Raw genomic sequence first — 16,256 nt, 5'->3', positions numbered from 1 at the left:
GTTGAACTGGAGTATATGCGCGCACCGCTGGCGCATCATTGCCTTTCGCTTCTTGCGGTTTGCTTTTTACTTATCGCGCGCATCGCTCTCAGAAGCGCGCCTTGACGCGTACACCCACCGTGCGCGGACGAATCATGTACAGATTGTCGCCCGGCTGAATCGCGATGGTGTTGGTGGTGACATCGCTGATCTTGGCGCCGTTGGTCAGGTTGGTGCCGAACACGCCAAACTCATACGGGCCGGTTTTGTAGATCGCGGTGGCGTTCAGCGTATTCGACGAAGGGATGCGCGAGTAGCTGCCCTGCGACGCGGCGAAGTTGGTGAACGACTCGCCACGGTGCGCATACTGCGCCGACAGCAGAATCTCTTCCGCGCCCGCCAGCGGAATACTGTAGTTGGCGACAGCGGTAGCGGCAAACTTCGGCGAATACGGCACGCGTGCATCTTCCGGAATATTCTGCGCGGCGATGCCGGTCACCACTTTCTCGGCGGCGTAGGCGTGGTTGAAGGTGGCGCTCACGCCAAACGAAGCCTGGCGCGACAGCTTGAAGAAGGTCTCCAGCTCCACACCTTCGCTACGGATCTTGCCGGCGTTTTGCGTGAAGTAATAGGTGCAAGGCAGCTTGTTGAAGACCTGTACGTCCTTCCACTTGATCAGGTAAGCGCTGGCGTTGAAGATCACGCGGCGATCGAACAGCGCGTTCTTGGAACCAGCTTCAAAATTCCACAGGCTGTCCGGCTCAAAGGTCGAAGGCGCGTTCTGGCCGCAGAAGTCGAACGGCACCGGCTGATTGTTGCCGCCATAGCGGAAACCCTTGCCCGCCGACGCGTACAACGTGTGATCCTGATCCAGGCGGTAGGCCGCCGCGAAGCGCGGGTTGGCGCCCTTCGAGGTCTCGCTACTATTGCTGGTCTCCGGAATGCTGCTCTGCGGCCTGGATGGCGTGGAGTTGATCAGGTTACCGAACAGGCCACTGAATTTCAGATCGAAGTCCTGGGTGCCGCGGAACAGCCGCAGGCCGGCGGTCAGGTCCAGCTTATCCCACACCGTGTAAGTGGCTTCGGCAAACAGCGCGGCTTCCTTGGAATCGATGTTCTGCGTGCCCGAGAAGTAATCGTCCGGCGTGAAGGCGTTGTCGTTCAGCTGCGAGTTATAGCCGGGGAAGTTCTTGGCGGCCGCGAAGCGCGCGTCGAAGCCGGGCGTCGGCTGGTCCTGGCGCAGATCGCGCTTGCCTTGCGTGTAGAAGGCGCCGGCGGTCCATTTCAGCGGACCGCCGGCCTTCGATTGCAGGCGGAACTCCTGCGCGAAGTTGGTGAGCTTGTTGCCGATCACGTAGGACGACGCGATCAACGGCAGCTGGCCGCCGAAGATGAAGGCCGTGGCCTTGTACTGGCCGGAGTTGATGTACAGCGTGTCGCGATGCAGATAGGAGGTGGACGACACCAATTGCGCCGCGCCGGCGTCGTAGTTCAGCGTCAGGTTATACAGTTGCAGATTGTCCTTGCTGGTCTGCTGGATCAGCGAGGTGGTGGTGTACGGCGCCAGCCCGGAATAAGCGTCGTTGATGCCGCCCTTGATATTGGAGGCGGTGATGCTGGCGTCGATCAGCAGATCGGGCGTGGCACGCAAGCGCGCGGCGACGCGGCCCTGATTGGTGGGGACGTCGTTATCAGTCTTGCCGTTGGCCTGATTCAGCACGTAGCCGGAATCGTTGCCGGTGTAGCCGGTCACGCGCAGCGCCAGCACATTATCGTTGACCGGCACGTTGACCGTGCCGCGCAGGTTGTAGTTGGTGCCGCCGAACTTGGAAGTTTGCGATCCCACCGCCTCCACCGAGCCGAAGAAATCATTGAACTCCGGCTTCTGGGTAATCTGGCGCACCGTGCCGGCCATGGCACCGGCGCCAAACAGCGTGCCTTGCGGGCCTTGCAGCACTTCGATGCGCTCCAGGTCCAGCACTTTCAGGTCGGGATTGCCGGATTTGAGGGTGACCGGCATTTCATCGATGTACACCGCCACCAGCGAGGCATCCTGCACCTCGGACGGCACGATGCCGCGCACCACCAGGCCGCGAATCGTGATGTTGTTGACGCCCGCGCCCTGCTCTTGCAGCGAGATGGCCGGCACCAGATTGGCGATGTCGTTCAGGTTGCCCTGGCCATATTTGGTCAGATTGTCCGGCTTGATGACCGTGATGGCGGCCGGTACCTGCTGCACGTCGACCGCGCCGGTGCGGGTGGCGGTGACCTCGACCTTTTCGATTTTATCGGAGGCCCTGTCCTGCGCATGCGCCACGGTGAATGCGCCGGCAACCGCCAGCGCCATCAAATGCTTGTTCATCCCGCTCCTTCAGTAATTTTATGGTCGAAGTATATACAACCATCTAAACACTGAAAACGAAGATAAACGCACTTCCTTATAAGGAATCCAGGAATGCATCCATGGCTTTGGTCGGCCGGCCGTCGTCGCCCCATGCGCTGAGTTCATAGTGACTCCAGCTGCGGGCGCCCTGCGGCTCCCAGTAAATCACGCCCAGGCCCTTGTGGTTGGGCACTTCGCGCACCTTGCGCTGCACGGCCAGCAACATGTCGTAGGTGTTCTGCGGCTGCTTGTCCTCGCCGCCGACTTCCACCACCATCACTTCCTTGCCGTAACGCGCGACCAGGTCCTTCAGATTGTCACCCAGATCATCGATGGACAGCGTGTAGTCCGGCCGTCCATCCAGCCAGTACGGATAATAGGACAGGCCGATCACATCATATTTTGCGCCGTTGGCGGTGGCGTTATCGAACCAGGTGCGGAACCATTGCTTGTCGTTGCCCCGATCCAGATGCAGCACGACCTTGGACGCCGGGCTGACGACTTTCACCGCGTCGTAACCCTGATTAATCAGCTGCGCCAGTTGCGGCCAGTTGTCGGTATGGCCTTCCGGGTAAATCATGCCGGTGCGGGTTTCATTGCCGACCTGTACCCACTCGGGCGTAACGCCGGCCTGCTTCAAAGCGCTCATCACATCGTAGGTATGGGCGTAGACATCCTTGAGCAGTTGCGGGAAATCGTGGCCCACCCAGGCGGCCGGCTTGCGCTGCTGCTGCGGGTCGGCCCAGCTGTCGCTGTAGTGGAAATTGATCATCACGCGCATGCCCATCTTCTGCGCGCGTACCGCCATGGCAACGGTTTCGTCCTTGCTGTTATGGCCGCTGGCGCGGTCATCGGACGGATTCAACCAAGTACGCAGGCGCACCGTGTTGATGCCATGATCCTTGAGGATTTGCAGGCCGTCCTGCTGCTTGCCCTGCTTGTCATAGAACTTGTAGCCGGTGGCTTCCATCTGCGGCAGCCAGCCGATATCCGCGCCTTTTGCAAACGTCTCCGCGCCGGCGGGCAAGGCGAGTGCCGCCATCAGCGCTATCAGTAATTTTTTCATGCCGCCATGCTAGCCGAAAGCCGGCGCGGGCAGGCATGAGGAAAATGCCGGGAACCATGTCTATTCGATATGCCCGCCGCCTGCTGCGATTTGCCGGTAAGATAGGCGCTCATGAATACTCCGGCACCTATCGATCAACTGCAACAACGCCTGGGCAAGCCTGCCAGCGGCTGGCGCGCGCGGCTTTACGCCATCATTTTCGAATCGGATACACCCAAGGGGCGGGCCTTCGACCTGGCGCTGATCGGCGCCATCCTGCTCAGCGTGCTGGTGATCGTGCTGACCAGCGTGCAGTCGATTGCATCCGAATATGGGGCATGGCTGCATGGGGCCGAGTGGTTCTTCACCGTGCTGTTCACCGTGGAATACATCGCCCGCTGCCTGTGCGTGCAGCGGCCCCTGGCCTACGCGCGCAGCTTCTTCGGCATCATCGACCTGATGTCCATCCTGCCGAGTTATGTATCGCTGTTTGTGCCGGCCGCGCACGTGGTGATGGGCGTGCGCATCCTGCGCCTGCTGCGCCTGTTCCGCATCCTCAAGCTGACGCTCTACATTCAGGAATACAGCATGCTGGGCGACGCCTTGCTGGCCAGCCGCCGCAAAATCTTCGTGTTCCTGTCGGTGGTGTTCCTGATCGTATTCCTGCTGGGTACCGTGATGTACGTGGTGGAAGGACCGGAACACGGCTACACCAGCATTCCGACGGCGGTGTACTGGGCCATCTCGACCATGACCACGGTCGGCTTTGGCGACCTGGTGCCGAAGACCGACATCGGCCGCACGATCGCTTCCTTCATGATGCTGCTGGGCTGGGGCATCCTGGCCGTCCCGACCGGCATCATCAGTTCCGAGATCACCCACCAGCGCGGCCAGCGCGTCCTGCCGCTGCGCGTTTGCCGCAGCTGCTTGAGCACCGGCCACGATCCCGACGCCCGCTTTTGCAAGGACTGTGGCGCGCAGCTTTAGGCTCGATCAATTTCAACCGCATCTGCCGTCAACCTGCCTTCCCCGCTAGCGAACCGGAGGCGCTTTGGCATACATCGGCCGCTGCCCTTGTAGCATCGGGGTGGGAGCCGGGGTCTGGCCATCGAGATGGTTCAGCAGCACGTTGTCATACCACGGCATGCTGAACCGCTTGCCGTCCGTGCCCGCGAGAAGGCCCGCCATACCTTGTCCATAGGAGGCGTCATCCGCTTGCAAGACCGCTTTGCCATCGATGAAGCCGGTCAGATGGGAGCCCTCGAAACGCAGCTTGAGGCTATGCCACTGTCCAGCGGCGACATCCGGAATCCGCGTGGTGGCCAGATCTTTTTCTCCGCCTTCGTCCGCATCGTTGGAGGCCTTGATCAGCGCTTGCTGCTCGGCGTCGCCTACCAGCGCCTTTTTGTTTTCTTTGCCGCGTATAACCGTCAGGCGCAGGCGACCGCCATCGTCCAGTTGCAGGAAATAACCTTTCGGAATAAAGCCATAGCCGGTGCCCACGTGGTTGATCCGTCCCATCACCGCGGCACTCTCGCCTTGGCCGAGGTAGACGTCGGCACTGACCTCATAATCGCGCCATTTGTCGTCGCCAATGATCGTATATGGCTGCCAGTCAGGCGACCAGGAGATGGAAGGCACGGGCACGGATTGGCGCAGGCAGCGGCCCTTGTTTTGCCCCGGGCAGTCCTTCAGCTCGAACGCGCCATTGATGTCGGCGAAGTAGCGCGGCAGATATCCCCACTGCTGTGGCTTGTCGTACTGCTCAAACGTCTCGTAATACGGGAATGGGAAGGCGTCTGGCTTGGCGCCGCCGCCGATGGTTCCCTTGGTCTGGCCGCGCGTGGTGGTCAACGAATAAACGGCGTTGGGCTCCAACCTGATCGTAACGGCGCCGTTGATTGGCTTCAGGTCCGCTTGCCGCACAAAGTACGCTTCCGACGTGGTACGCCACACGGCAAGCGCCCCCTTGGCGAGGCCGCCGCCGATGGCAAAGCTCAGCTGCTGTGGAGCGGTCGCACCTTTGGTCTCGATAATCACACTGTAATCCTTCGACGGCGCCATCAGTGTGACATAGGTACCGCCGCCCGCCAGTTTTCCACTGCCACCGTCAAGATAGGTCCAGCCCACCTCGCTGAACTGGCCATAGTGAGCATAGCCCCACAAGGCCGGATTGATTTCGGCATGCCCGCCCCACGGCCAATTGGCACGCACCGCAGCTTCTTTTTCGCCGTTGTACGGCTCCAGCGTGTACATGCCGGCAATACCATACCAGTTGACGATCTTGGTCACGCCACTGCTGACGAAGTTGTCGTTAAAGGCTTGCACGATGCTGATCAGGCCTTCATAGCCCGCCTTGTAGACGTGCTGCTCGGTATTCCAGATCGGCTTGCCCATCTCGGCCGCCAGCTTGCGCACATCGCCGGGCACAACCGATTCGGGCGCGTTGATGTGGGCGCCGATGATGTCGATGCCGTCGCGCAGCGCCGGGTCGTTCGTCATGTCACGCACGAAATTGAACTTCCATTCATCTGGCCAGTTGTCGAAGCCATGAATCCGGACCTTGCCGAAACCCGCCGCATTCAATGTCTTGCGCAGCGTGCCGGGGAAGACATAGTCCGTGCCTTTCTCGTTACGCACACCCAGTGCGTCAAACTCCAGACCGTGCTCCTTGCGCAGGCCGGTCAGCCACTTGGCGTAATAGTCGGCCGTATCCTGCGAGAAGAAGCGGTGTTCATCCTGCTGAGCCTTGCCGAGGTTGTCGCCGATCCAGCCCGGTGCGCTCCACGCCGCGCCATCGAGCGACAATCGCGGGTTGCGCTTCTTCGCTTCGCGCAAGACCCACCAGGTGTAGCCGCGCGAGTAGTCCAGGTCGTCGCGTGTGTGCATATGGCTCGGCATCGAACCTTGGGTCGCGTTGCCATCGCCGGGAATCTCGGCCATTAACGCGCTAACCGACGCGCCAAATTTGGGCTTATAGAGGAGATCGAGGATTTGGCCGCGCAGCGGTTCGGGATAATCCTTCAGCAGCACCGATGTGGCGCCGCCACCGTCGACAACGCCAATACCATCAAAACGCTTGCCGCCCGCCTTGCCGTCCAGGGTGACTGTCTGCGGGGTCGCGGCAGCCAACGCGGAATTGGATAACAGTGCAATACATGCGACGGCCAGGCCACGCAAAATCAGATCAGGCTTTGCCTTGTTTAAGCTTCTCATGCGTCTCCTTGTGTATCGGCCGTAGCGGCGGCATTAACTGAAATTTGCTGATTATTGCATTAGAATTTTCCGGAGATCACGCCTTGCCTTGGATAGCTCTTTGTTTAGCGGAGTTCTTTGCAACACATGAATTTATCCCAGACATCGATAACGTTTTGATTTTCCGCTCCACGACGGAAGAGAGTCAATGGCGGTTCAGAATTCGACCTGAGAGCGGCGACACCTCGATCGGCTGTTCGCAGGTGCTCCGAGACGACCTCATTTTGACGAGGTGCGGCTTTGGGATGCATGGAGGATCTGCTCTCGCTCCGCATGGCTGGCAGCCTGCCATTTTCCCTTGACGATTTCGACTCCGATTTCAGATTTCCTCATCGCTTGCTCCTACGCCTTGATGTCCGCGCAACAAGTCTTTAATGCTCATTTTTACCGCCCCAGTGTACTCCGGTCGGATCGGCGGTGCGTTTTAACCAGTAGCGCTGCCGTATTTCAGCGGCCAGCTAACGTTGCCTCACCGCGTCAAAGTAAAAACCATCCCAGTGGATCACGAGAACTTGAGGCTTCTTAAGAAAAATATGGGTGCAGCCAGCGTCAATGGAAGTCACTGGATCGGGCAGGCCCATTTTGGCGGAACTGGCATGTCCCTCCTCCCGGAACGACAAGATCAAGTCCTGGCTGGTTCGCTTATAGCCAGGCGCATCGCATTTTTCACCGTTGAAGACAAAGACGTTGGGTTCAATCACCACCGCCTTACCAATCAGCGCGCGCGCCTGTTTGTCCGACATGGCAGTAACGTCGGCCGCACCGAGGACTTTGGTGATACGCCAGCGTCCATAGATGTCAGAATTGTCCGCCGCGCTAGCAGCGTTGGTGCCTATCAGGAAAACCCATGCGATAAGCGCGATTCGGCATAATTGGCGAAGCAAATCAAGATGTTTCATGTCCGTTCTCCTCTACTACGCCGATCATTGCCCCGTCGCACGGAAAGGTGCACTTTCCTCCGCCCTGCGCGAAATCAGCCCACGAGCCACCACGCGCCGATTCCCTTTCTTTGTACGGACTGTCATATAGATCGTTCGCGACATTCCAGCCGCTGCGCCTCTGAAATCCCCTCTGTCCACTTTGGCGAGGACGCTTTCAGCCCCGCGCTGACCAGCGTTGAAGGTAAAACTTACCAGAGCATCGAATTGCGCCTGACTGAGTGCCTGATTCGTTACACGCTTGCGAACAACACGTTCGGCGTCCGCCACTTTTTCGGAAAAGGTTGTCTCAACTCGTTCTGGTGTGACCGGACGCGTCAGCTCTTCGGTAGTGCATGGTCCACGATGAGCGAGGGTTCCGATGCCCCATGTGCAGTTTCCACGGCCGGGGCCGCCATCGTCGTAATAACGATATTGGGCAGTTTCTCTTTGGCGCATACGCGTTCTCGCGCTGGGACTCATTTTCAGTTTTGAGTTATCTGCCTGAGCTTTCGATGCCTCGTCTTGCATAGCGGTCTCCGGGAAAATAGAATGTGCCGCGAGGGAAATATCCTCTGCGGAGGTGCCACTTTATGCCGGAAGCCAACTTGTAACGATGATTTCGCGCAATCGCTGGGGGTCCTCCAGGCCGATATCAGTTTTCTTCATTTCCGCATCCATTCTGAACCAGTCCAGCTCACTCTGATCAGGATGGCGACACGATTTCACCAGTAGCACGGCCGAAAGCGGTAAAATGACGGGTTAATTATTGCACCATATTTCCAGAACCAATGACCACCGTCCCGAACGAAATCAACGCCGCCGCCGTCAAGAACAGCCCCGCCGAAAAGCTCACGCCGATGATGCAGCAGTACCTCAGCATCAAGAATCAGCACCCGGACATGCTGGTCTTTTATCGCATGGGCGATTTCTATGAGTTGTTCTTCGAGGACGCGGAAAAGGCTTCGCGTTTGCTCGGCATTACGCTGACCGCGCGCGGGTCGTCGGGCGGGCAGCCGATCAAGATGGCGGGGGTGCCGTTCCACTCGCTGGAAGGTTATCTGGCCAAGCTGGTGAAGGTCGGCGAGTCCTGCGCCATCTGTGAACAGATCGGCGATCCCGCCACCAGCAAGGGGCCGGTCGAGCGCAAGGTGATGCGCGTGGTGACGCCCGGTACGCTGACCGACGCCGATCTGCTGCCGGAGAAATCGGAACGCCCGCTACTTGCGCTGTGCGTGATGAGCCAGCGCAAGGTGGCCACCGCCGGTCTGGCGTGGCTGTCGCTGGCCAGCGGCGCGCTGCGTTTGATGGAGTTCTCGGGCGATGCGCACACGGTCAACTCGCGCATCCAGCAGGAACTGGAGCGCATCTCGCCAGCCGAGATCCTGCGCGGCGATAACGGCGAGCTGTTTGAGGAATACACCGCCTGTCACGTGAACCATGTGCCGGAGTGGCACTTCGATGTGGTCAGCGGCCACAAGGCGCTGCTGGATCAATTGGCCGTGTCCACGCTGACCGGTTTTGGCGCCGATGGTTTGGGCGCCGCGTTCGGGGCGGCCGGCGCGCTGCTGCGTTACGCGCAGTCGACGCAAGGTCGCGGCCTGCAGCACGTGCGCACGCTGACCACCGAAACCGAAAATGAATTCATCGGCCTCGATGCCGCCACCCGCCGCAATCTGGAACTGACCGAGACCATACGCGGCCAGGAATCGCCGACGTTGTTCTCGCTGCTGGATCACTGCCGCACCGCCATGGGTTCGCGCCTGCTGCGTCACTGGCTGCATCACGCGCGCCGCGATCAGCGCGTGGCCCGCGCGCGTCACGAAGCCATCGCCGCGCTGGCGCAGGCCGATGCCACCGGCTCGCTGTCGCACACGCTGGCGCAGGTGCCGGACATTGAACGCATCACCACCCGCATCGCGCTGCTGTCGGCGCGCCCGCGCGATCTGGCCAGTCTGCGCGATGGCTTGACGCAGTTGCCTGCGCTGCGTCACGGCATGCAGCGCACGCTGACCGATGCGCATGGCCTGCTGGCTGGCATTCACGCCGATCTGGCGACGCCGGAAGGCTGCCTCGATCTGCTGCAACGCGCGGTGATGCCGGAGCCGTCGGTGATGGTGCGCGACGGCGGCGTGATCGCGCGCGGTTTCGATGCGGAGCTGGACGAGCTGCGTGGCCTGTCGGAAAACGCCGGCCAGTATCTGGTGGATCTGGAAACGCGCGAACGCGCCCGCACCGGCATCGCCAATCTGCGCGTGGAGTACAACAAGGTGCACGGCTTCTACATTGAAGTCACCAACGGGCAGGCCGACAAGGTGCCGGACGATTACCGCCGCCGTCAGACGTTAAAGAACTGCGAGCGCTACATCACGCCGGAACTGAAAGCCTTTGAAGACAAGGCGCTGTCGGCGCAGGACCGCGCCCTCGCGCGCGAGAAGATGCTGTACGATCAGTTGCTGGGCGATCTGGCGCCGTTCATCGGCACCTTGCAATCCATCGCTAAGGCGCTGGCGCAACTGGACACGCTGACCGCCCTCACCGACCACGCACTGCGCCACAACTGGTGCGCGCCGGAGCTCGTGGATACGCCATGCCTCAATATCAAGGAAGGCCGCCATCCCGTGGTGGAGAACCAGATCGAGCGCTTCATCGCCAACGATTGCCGCTTCGTCGACGAACGCCGCCTGTTGCTGATTACCGGTCCTAACATGGGCGGTAAGTCGACCTTCATGCGTCAGGTGGCCTTGATCACGCTGCTGGCTTACATGGGCAGCTACGTGCCGGCGCAGAGCGCGGTGATCGGTCCGATCGACCGCATCTTCACCCGCATCGGCGCCACCGACGATCTGGCCGGCGGCCGTTCGACCTTCATGGTGGAGATGACCGAAGCCGCCGCCATCCTGAACGGCGCCACCGAACACTCGCTGGTGCTGATGGACGAAATCGGCCGCGGCACCTCGACCTTCGACGGCCTGGCGCTGGCGTGGGCGATTGCGCGTCACCTGATCGAGACCAGCCGCAGTTTCTCGCTGTTCGCCACCCACTACTTCGAGTTGACGCAGCTGCCGGAGAGCCATCCCAGCGCCAGCAATGTGCACTTGTCGGCGGTGGAGCACAAGGACACCATCGTGTTCCTGCACGCGGTGCAGGAAGGCCCGGCGTCGCAGAGCTATGGTCTGCAAGTGGCGCAGCTGGCCGGCGTGCCGCAGCCGGTGATCAAGGCGGCGCGCAAGCATCTGGCGCGCCTGGAAGCGCAGGCGCTGGACGCCACGCCGCAGCTGGACTTGTTTGCCGCACCATCGGTCGATGCCAACGACGAAGAGGTCGAAGCGCCAGCGCCGGCCACCAGTCCGGCCATGCGCGAGCTGCTCGACGCGCTCGACGAGCTTGATCCGGATGCGCTGACGCCGCGCGAAGCGCTGGACCGCTTGTACCAGTTGAAGCGCCTGACCCAGTCGGCTCAGGCATGATGCGCACCGCGCGCCATCGCCGTTTGCCGCTGGCCGCCGCCAGGACGCTGGCAGCGGCCATGGCGTTGGCGCACGCCGCATCGGCGGTGTACGCGGCGCCGGCCAGCGGCGCGGCGCAAGCCGCGCGTGGCTTTCAGTTCGCCGTGATCGGCCACCCTTTGCAGCACGACCGCGACGAGGCCGCACTCAAGCGCGCCATCGGCGACGCGACGCAAGGCGATCCCGCCTTCGTGGTCGCCACCGGCATCAAGGCAGCCAGCGAGCCATGCAGCGACAAGCTGTATGCCCAGCGCCATGCGCTGCTCAACGAATCGCCGCAGCCGATGATCGTCTCGCTGGCCGGCAGCGACTGGACCGCATGCCTGAACTCCGCCGGCCGCTCCAACGCCATCGAGCGACTGAACCGCTTGCGCGAACTGTTTTACGTCGATGGCGAATCGCTGGGCGCGCGCCACATCGGCGTCACCCGCATGTCGTCCACCGCCAAGTTTCGCAGTTATGCGGAGAACGCGCACTGGGAGTATGGCAAGGTGCTGTTCGCCACCATCAATCTCCCCGCCAACAACAACCACTATCGCGCCGAGGCAGGCCGCAACAGCGAGTACGAAGACCGCCTGGTGGCCAACCGCGCATGGCTGCATCGCTTGTTCACGCTGGCCGCGCGGCAGAAGATGCATGGCATCGTGCTGTTCTCGGATGGCGACCCGCGCGTGACGGCGGAAGAAGGCTTTTCGCTGCTGTCCAGCTTCCAGACCAAACAGGATGGCTTTGCCGAAGTGCGCAAGCAAATCCGCGCGCTGGCCGAGAAGTACAAGGGGAAGGTGCTGCTGATTGACGCGCAGCGCGGTGCTGCGGGAGAGCCGGCCATTCAATGGCGCGACAATGTGGGACATCTGCATATGGCCGCCGATTGGGCCGAGGTACGCGTCACGCCCGGCGCCGCCGCCCTGTTCACCATCAAGAGCGGCAGCGCCGAAGCGCCGCAGTAAAAGCGCTTAGTGAATCGGGTGGATGGCGACGTGATCGCCCTCTTCGCCTTCATCATCTTCGTCATCGTGGTGATGGCCGTGGGCGCCGTGCACGTGGCCGTGGGCGATTTCTTCATCGGTGGCTTCGCGCACATCCACCACGTTCAGCGAGAAGCGCAGGGCCATGCCGGCCAGCGGGTGGTTGCCGTCCAGGACCACCTTGTCGTCGGCGATGTCAGTCACGGTGAAGATCATGGCTTCTTCTTCACCAGCTTCGCCGTCCGGCATGCCTTCGAACTGCATGCCGACTTCCAGTGGCTCCGGCAGGCGCTTGCGGTCTTCCACCTTGACCAGCGAAGCGTCGTAGTCGCCGAACGCGTCTTCCGGTTCGATCTGGATGATGGACGAGTAGCCGACTTCCTTGCCATCCAGTTCTTCTTCGATTTTTGGCAGGGTGTTCTCGTAGCCACCGTGCAGGTAAACCATCGGTTGACGGCCGTCTTCGATCAGATTGTCCTGGGCATCGGACAGTTTGTAATTCACAGTCACGACCGTGTTCTTGGCAATCTTCATGGTATGCATCCTTTCATAATTAACCCCGGATTATACCTTGGATCGCAGACTGGCCCCGCCGAGGACTGGTTATAATGGCGTATGAAAAAATTACCCCTCCTCGGCGACATCACGCCCGCGCAATTCCTGCGCGACTACTGGCATAAGAAGCCACTCCTGATCCGCAACGCCATTCCCGGCTTCAAGCCGCTGCTGAGCTTTGACGCGCTGGCCAAGCTGGCCTCGACCAATCACGCGGAATCGCGCCTGGTCACCGGCTTCGACGGCGAATGCTCGATGCAGCACGGCCCGCTGGAAAGCCTGCCATCGCGCGAGCGGAAGGAATGGACCATGCTGGTGCAGGGCGTCAACCTGTTCGACGCCAAGGCCGACGCGCTGCTGCGCCAGTTCCGCTTCATCCCCGACGCCCGCCTGGACGACCTGATGGTCAGTTTTGCCACCGATGGCGGCGGCGTCGGTCCGCACTTCGATTCTTACGACGTGTTCCTGCTGCAAGCGCAGGGCCAGCGCCGCTGGAAAATCAGCGCGCAGAAAGACCTGTCGCTGATCGACGGCCTGCCGCTGAAAATCCTGGCCAACTTCCAGCCGGAAGAAGAGTTCGTGCTCAATCCCGGCGACATGCTCTACCTGCCGCCGCACTACGCGCACGACGGCGTGGCCATCGGCGATTGCCAGACCTACTCGATCGGTTTCCGCTCCCCTTCGTACCAGGAACTGGGCGAGAACTTCCTGCAATTCATGGCCGATTCCATCGACTTGCCGGGCCGCTACGCCGATCCGGAGCTGGAGCCGACCAACAAGCCGGCCGAGATCCCGCGCCAGATGCTGGCCGCGCTGACCGAGGAGCTGAACAAGGTGCGCTTCACCGAGGAAGACATCACCATCTTCTTTGGCGAATACATGTCCACGCCCAAGCATAATGTGTTCTTCACCGGCCCGGCCAAGCCGCTCACGGTCGGCAAGTTCGGCGAGGCGGTCATGAAAAAAGGCCTGTCGCTGTCGGCCAAGACGCAAATGCTGTACCGTGGCAAGAACGTGTTCATCAACGGCGAATCGTTCGGCGTCGGCAAGGCCGACAAGGTCACGCTGGAGCTGCTGGCCAACAACCGCCGCCTGGAGGCCGACGAATTCGCCGCCGCCTCGGACGATGTGCTGGAAGCGCTGTACACCTGGTATCAGGACGGCTGGGTCGAGCTCGGCTGATTTTCATTGGGAGGCAATATGGACAGACTGGTCATTCCCTTCACCACGCGGGCGGAATTTCAGCAGCACCTGGCCAGTTGCCTCGCGCGCGCCGGGCAGACGCTGCAAATGTTCGATCCGGATTTCGCCATCTGGGAACTGGGCAGCGCTGCCACCGACGCCCAGTTGCGGCGCTTCCTGCACGCCGGCGGCCGCCTGCAAATGGTGGGCCACGACGGCCGCGCGGTCGAGCGCGACGCGCCGCGTTTCCTGCGTTTGCTAAAGGATTACGGCCACTTGATCGAAGTACGCCGCACCAGCCAGCAATTACGCCAGTTGACCGATTCCTTCTGTATCGCCGATCAGCGCGATATTGTGCGCCGTTTTCACTCCGATCATTTCCGCGGAGAAGCGGTTTTTGACGGACCAAATGACTTGCAAACCAGTTTGGAACGTTTCCTTACAATTTGGATAGAATCCGGACCCGGTTTATATGCAAACTCAACTGGATTATGAGCCGGTTTTGGGTAAAATGCGGAAGTTCGATGCGGTCACTGGTAGTTAGCGGTACATAGACGCAAGTCGAGTCGTAAACGAAATGTTGCGATATCGCAAAATAGTTATGCGTTAGGCTTGTGGAACTATTGCGATGCACTAAAAATCGCTATAATATTCGGCTAGGAAGTTTCCGTTGTCTAGTAGGCACCTTTTCAGGTACGAAAGCCTTCGAGGACGACCTAATGAGCGATAATTACCGGTAATTATTAATCGCAACACTGTGTTTAATTTTGAATTAACTAAGGAAAACCCATGAAAAAATCCCTGCTGATCGCCTCCCTGCTGGCTGTTGCTCTGGCTGCTTGCTCGAAAAAAGAAGAAGCTCCTGCCGCTCCAGCTCCAGTAGCTGCTCCAGAAGCTGCTGCTCCAGCTCCAGCTGCTGCTCCAGCCGCTCCAGCAGCTGACGCTGCTGCTCCAGCCGCTGCTGCTCCAGCCGCTTCGGACGCCGCTGCTGCTCCAGCACCAGCTGCTTCGGCTCCTGCTGCTTCGAAGTAATATCAGCTTGAGAAAAAAAACCGGCTTCGGCCGGTTTTTTTTCGCCTGGAGGTTTTCAACAGGCATAAAAAAACCGGCCGGAGCCGGTTTAATACTGTGCGCGTGCTGCCGGCGAAAGCCGGAATCCATGGAACGCCTGCGCTACGTTAATACATGCGCTCCATGGATCCCGGCCTTCGCCGGGACGACGGGTTATTTCAACTGCTCGTGCAGCAGAGTAATGATTTTCTCGCCCACCGGACCCGTTTCCGGCTGACCGGCATTGGTCAATACTTTCACAACACTGGTATTACCTTCGCTGGCCTTCACCGAAATACGGTAACGCTGCGCTTCCTTCTCTTCCTCCGACGAGGAGCCCCAGCTGAACAGCTTGCTGAAGAAGCCCTTGGTTTCGGTGGCGTCGTTGATATAACGCACGAAGTAAATGCCCTGGGTACGGTCGCGGTCTTCCACGGTGAAGCCGGCGCGGTCCAGCGCCAGGCCAACGCGGCGCCATGCGCGGTCGAAGCCCTCATCCACTTGCACCGCACGGTCGGCGCCGGCGCCCACCAGCGAAGCATGCTGAGGCTGCACAATCGCGCCTTCCACGGCGGTCTTGGCCGAGGCCAGCTGTTCGCCGCCGTTGCCCAGCTTGTTCATCAGGCGCGCCAGAAATTCCGCTTCCAGGCCCGGATCGTTAGGACGCGGCGCCCATTTGGTGGATTCCTTCTCGGCGCCCACGGCCACTTCCTGCACGCCGCGGTGGCTGATGTAAATCTCGCTGGAACCGTCGGCGCGGCGCTCGATACGGGTGCGGAACTTGTCGCGCTCGCCGCTCGAGTAGACCGAGTCAAATACCTTGCCGATGGTGTTGCGGATGAAATCCTGCGGAATCTTGGCGCGGTTTTCATTCCATTCGGTTTCCATGATGCCGGCCGCAGGCAATTCCTGCGCCAGGGTGAAGCCCGAATCTTCCCAGAACTGCTTCAGCTGCGGCCACAGCTGCTCCGGCGTCTGCTTGATCACCAGCCAGCGCTGGTTGCCGTCGCGCTCGACCTTGATATCGCTCAGCGTGGTTTGCGCCACGCTGCCGGCGGACGGCTGCCCCGGCACGATCACGGCGTTTGGCGTCAGCGCGCCCGACTGGGCGGCCTTGGCGGCGCTGTAGCCGGATGCGGTGGCCACGCCGTTGTTCGAATCCGGCAGCGAGTAGCGGTTATCTTTCTGCAATTGCGTCAGGTCGGGCGGCACGTCCAGCGTGCTGGCTTTCTTGGCCGACTTGTAATCGACCTTGTCGTTGCCCACCACCGAGCTGATCATGCCGCAGCCGCTCAGGCTGGTCACGGTGGCCACCACGGCGCCAACTACCAGCGCGCGCTGCGAGGAAATAAAAGCTGTCTTGCGAATAGTCATGTCGTTACTGTTTAAGAAGCTGAGGTGCAGCAATATATG

General features: G+C 60.7%; 13 protein-coding genes. 6 read left to right on the top strand and 7 right to left on the bottom strand.

Features of this window, described 5'->3' with window-relative positions:
• Positions 1 to 88: 88 nt before the first annotated feature.
• On the bottom strand, positions 89 to 2,341 hold the full coding sequence (locus GM676_RS17760) for a TonB-dependent receptor (RefSeq protein WP_155465091.1): 2,253 nt from the start codon (positions 2,339 to 2,341) through the stop codon (positions 89 to 91).
• A 76-nt stretch (positions 2,342 to 2,417) separates the two neighbouring features.
• Positions 2,418 to 3,428: a glycoside hydrolase family 53 protein gene (locus GM676_RS17755; RefSeq protein ID WP_155465089.1), complete on the bottom strand. Its 1,011-nt coding sequence runs from the start codon at positions 3,426 to 3,428 to the stop codon at positions 2,418 to 2,420.
• 111 nt (positions 3,429 to 3,539) lie between these two features.
• Here GM676_RS17755 and GM676_RS17750 point away from each other — a divergent pair, with 111 nt between their 5' ends.
• Positions 3,540 to 4,394, top strand: coding sequence for an ion transporter (locus GM676_RS17750; RefSeq protein WP_155465087.1), 855 nt, complete (start codon positions 3,540 to 3,542; stop codon positions 4,392 to 4,394).
• A 45-nt stretch (positions 4,395 to 4,439) separates the two neighbouring features.
• Here the strand turns inward: GM676_RS17750 and GM676_RS17745 are convergent, their stop codons facing one another.
• The 3 genes from GM676_RS17745 to GM676_RS17735 all read right to left on the bottom strand — a co-directional run bounded on the left by GM676_RS17745 (position 4,440) and on the right by GM676_RS17735 (position 8,110).
• Complete coding sequence (locus GM676_RS17745) at positions 4,440 to 6,623, bottom strand: 3-keto-alpha-glucoside-1,2-lyase-like domain-containing protein (protein ID WP_155465085.1); 2,184 nt, start codon at positions 6,621 to 6,623, stop codon at positions 4,440 to 4,442.
• A gap of 497 nt (positions 6,624 to 7,120) precedes the next feature.
• Complete coding sequence (locus GM676_RS17740) at positions 7,121 to 7,561, bottom strand: hypothetical protein (RefSeq protein ID WP_155465083.1); 441 nt, start codon at positions 7,559 to 7,561, stop codon at positions 7,121 to 7,123.
• Positions 7,562 to 7,585: 24 nt separating this feature from the next.
• Positions 7,586 to 8,110 (bottom strand): lysozyme, encoded by a 525-nt coding sequence (locus GM676_RS17735; RefSeq protein ID WP_155465081.1) that lies wholly within the window; start codon positions 8,108 to 8,110, stop codon positions 7,586 to 7,588.
• A gap of 260 nt (positions 8,111 to 8,370) precedes the next feature.
• Here GM676_RS17735 and mutS point away from each other — a divergent pair, with 260 nt between their 5' ends.
• Together mutS and GM676_RS17725 are read left to right on the top strand one after the other, a co-directional pair.
• Positions 8,371 to 11,049: a DNA mismatch repair protein MutS gene (gene mutS, locus GM676_RS17730; RefSeq protein ID WP_155465080.1), complete on the top strand. Its 2,679-nt coding sequence runs from the start codon at positions 8,371 to 8,373 to the stop codon at positions 11,047 to 11,049.
• Entirely contained in the window at positions 11,046 to 12,038 is a 993-nt protein-coding gene (locus tag GM676_RS17725; protein ID WP_155465079.1) for a hypothetical protein, read from the top strand. The genes mutS and GM676_RS17725 overlap by 4 nt, the downstream gene beginning before the upstream one ends.
• Positions 12,039 to 12,044: 6 nt before the next feature.
• On the opposite strand, the gene GM676_RS17720 is transcribed toward GM676_RS17725, so the two are convergent.
• On the bottom strand, positions 12,045 to 12,590 hold the full coding sequence (locus GM676_RS17720) for an FKBP-type peptidyl-prolyl cis-trans isomerase (protein WP_155465078.1): 546 nt from the start codon (positions 12,588 to 12,590) through the stop codon (positions 12,045 to 12,047).
• Positions 12,591 to 12,671: 81 nt separating this feature from the next.
• Between GM676_RS17720 and GM676_RS17715 the strand changes: the two genes are divergently transcribed.
• From GM676_RS17715 to GM676_RS32300, 3 genes are all read left to right on the top strand, one after another.
• Positions 12,672 to 13,793, top strand: coding sequence for a cupin domain-containing protein (locus GM676_RS17715; RefSeq protein WP_155465077.1), 1,122 nt, complete (start codon positions 12,672 to 12,674; stop codon positions 13,791 to 13,793).
• 18 nt (positions 13,794 to 13,811) lie between these two features.
• Positions 13,812 to 14,288: a DUF7931 domain-containing protein gene (locus tag GM676_RS17710; RefSeq protein WP_155465076.1), complete on the top strand. Its 477-nt coding sequence runs from the start codon at positions 13,812 to 13,814 to the stop codon at positions 14,286 to 14,288.
• A gap of 294 nt (positions 14,289 to 14,582) precedes the next feature.
• Complete coding sequence (locus GM676_RS32300) at positions 14,583 to 14,825, top strand: hypothetical protein (protein WP_155465075.1); 243 nt, start codon at positions 14,583 to 14,585, stop codon at positions 14,823 to 14,825.
• 192 nt (positions 14,826 to 15,017) lie between these two features.
• On the opposite strand, the gene bamC is transcribed toward GM676_RS32300, so the two are convergent.
• Positions 15,018 to 16,217 carry an NlpB/DapX family lipoprotein gene (gene bamC, locus GM676_RS17700; RefSeq protein WP_155465074.1) on the bottom strand — a complete coding sequence of 400 codons (1,200 nt, stop codon included), beginning with the start codon at positions 16,215 to 16,217 and terminating at the stop codon, positions 15,018 to 15,020.
• Positions 16,218 to 16,256: the final 39 nt, after the last annotated feature.

Origin of the sequence: Duganella radicis (genome assembly GCF_009720825.1) — a bacterium.
Lineage (GTDB): Bacteria > Pseudomonadota > Gammaproteobacteria > Burkholderiales > Burkholderiaceae_D > Rugamonas > Rugamonas radicis.
The sequence above is the reverse complement of the archived record's forward strand: the minus strand, read 5'-3'. Positions and strand labels throughout refer to the sequence as shown.

Coding starts and splice junctions, on each gene's coding strand:
- GM676_RS17760 (WP_155465091.1), bottom strand. CDS start 2,341: ATGAACAAGCATTTGATGGCGCTGGCGGTTGCCGGCGCATTCACCGTG.
- GM676_RS17755 (WP_155465089.1), bottom strand. CDS start 3,428: ATGAAAAAATTACTGATAGCGCTGATGGCGGCACTCGCCTTGCCCGCC.
- GM676_RS17750 (WP_155465087.1), top strand. CDS start 3,540: ATGAATACTCCGGCACCTATCGATCAACTGCAACAACGCCTGGGCAAG.
- GM676_RS17745 (WP_155465085.1), bottom strand. CDS start 6,623: ATGAGAAGCTTAAACAAGGCAAAGCCTGATCTGATTTTGCGTGGCCTG.
- GM676_RS17740 (WP_155465083.1), bottom strand. CDS start 7,561: ATGAAACATCTTGATTTGCTTCGCCAATTATGCCGAATCGCGCTTATC.
- GM676_RS17735 (WP_155465081.1), bottom strand. CDS start 8,110: ATGCAAGACGAGGCATCGAAAGCTCAGGCAGATAACTCAAAACTGAAA.
- mutS (WP_155465080.1), top strand. CDS start 8,371: ATGACCACCGTCCCGAACGAAATCAACGCCGCCGCCGTCAAGAACAGC.
- GM676_RS17725 (WP_155465079.1), top strand. CDS start 11,046: ATGATGCGCACCGCGCGCCATCGCCGTTTGCCGCTGGCCGCCGCCAGG.
- GM676_RS17720 (WP_155465078.1), bottom strand. CDS start 12,590: ATGAAGATTGCCAAGAACACGGTCGTGACTGTGAATTACAAACTGTCC.
- GM676_RS17715 (WP_155465077.1), top strand. CDS start 12,672: ATGAAAAAATTACCCCTCCTCGGCGACATCACGCCCGCGCAATTCCTG.
- GM676_RS17710 (WP_155465076.1), top strand. CDS start 13,812: ATGGACAGACTGGTCATTCCCTTCACCACGCGGGCGGAATTTCAGCAG.
- GM676_RS32300 (WP_155465075.1), top strand. CDS start 14,583: ATGAAAAAATCCCTGCTGATCGCCTCCCTGCTGGCTGTTGCTCTGGCT.
- bamC (WP_155465074.1), bottom strand. CDS start 16,217: ATGACTATTCGCAAGACAGCTTTTATTTCCTCGCAGCGCGCGCTGGTA.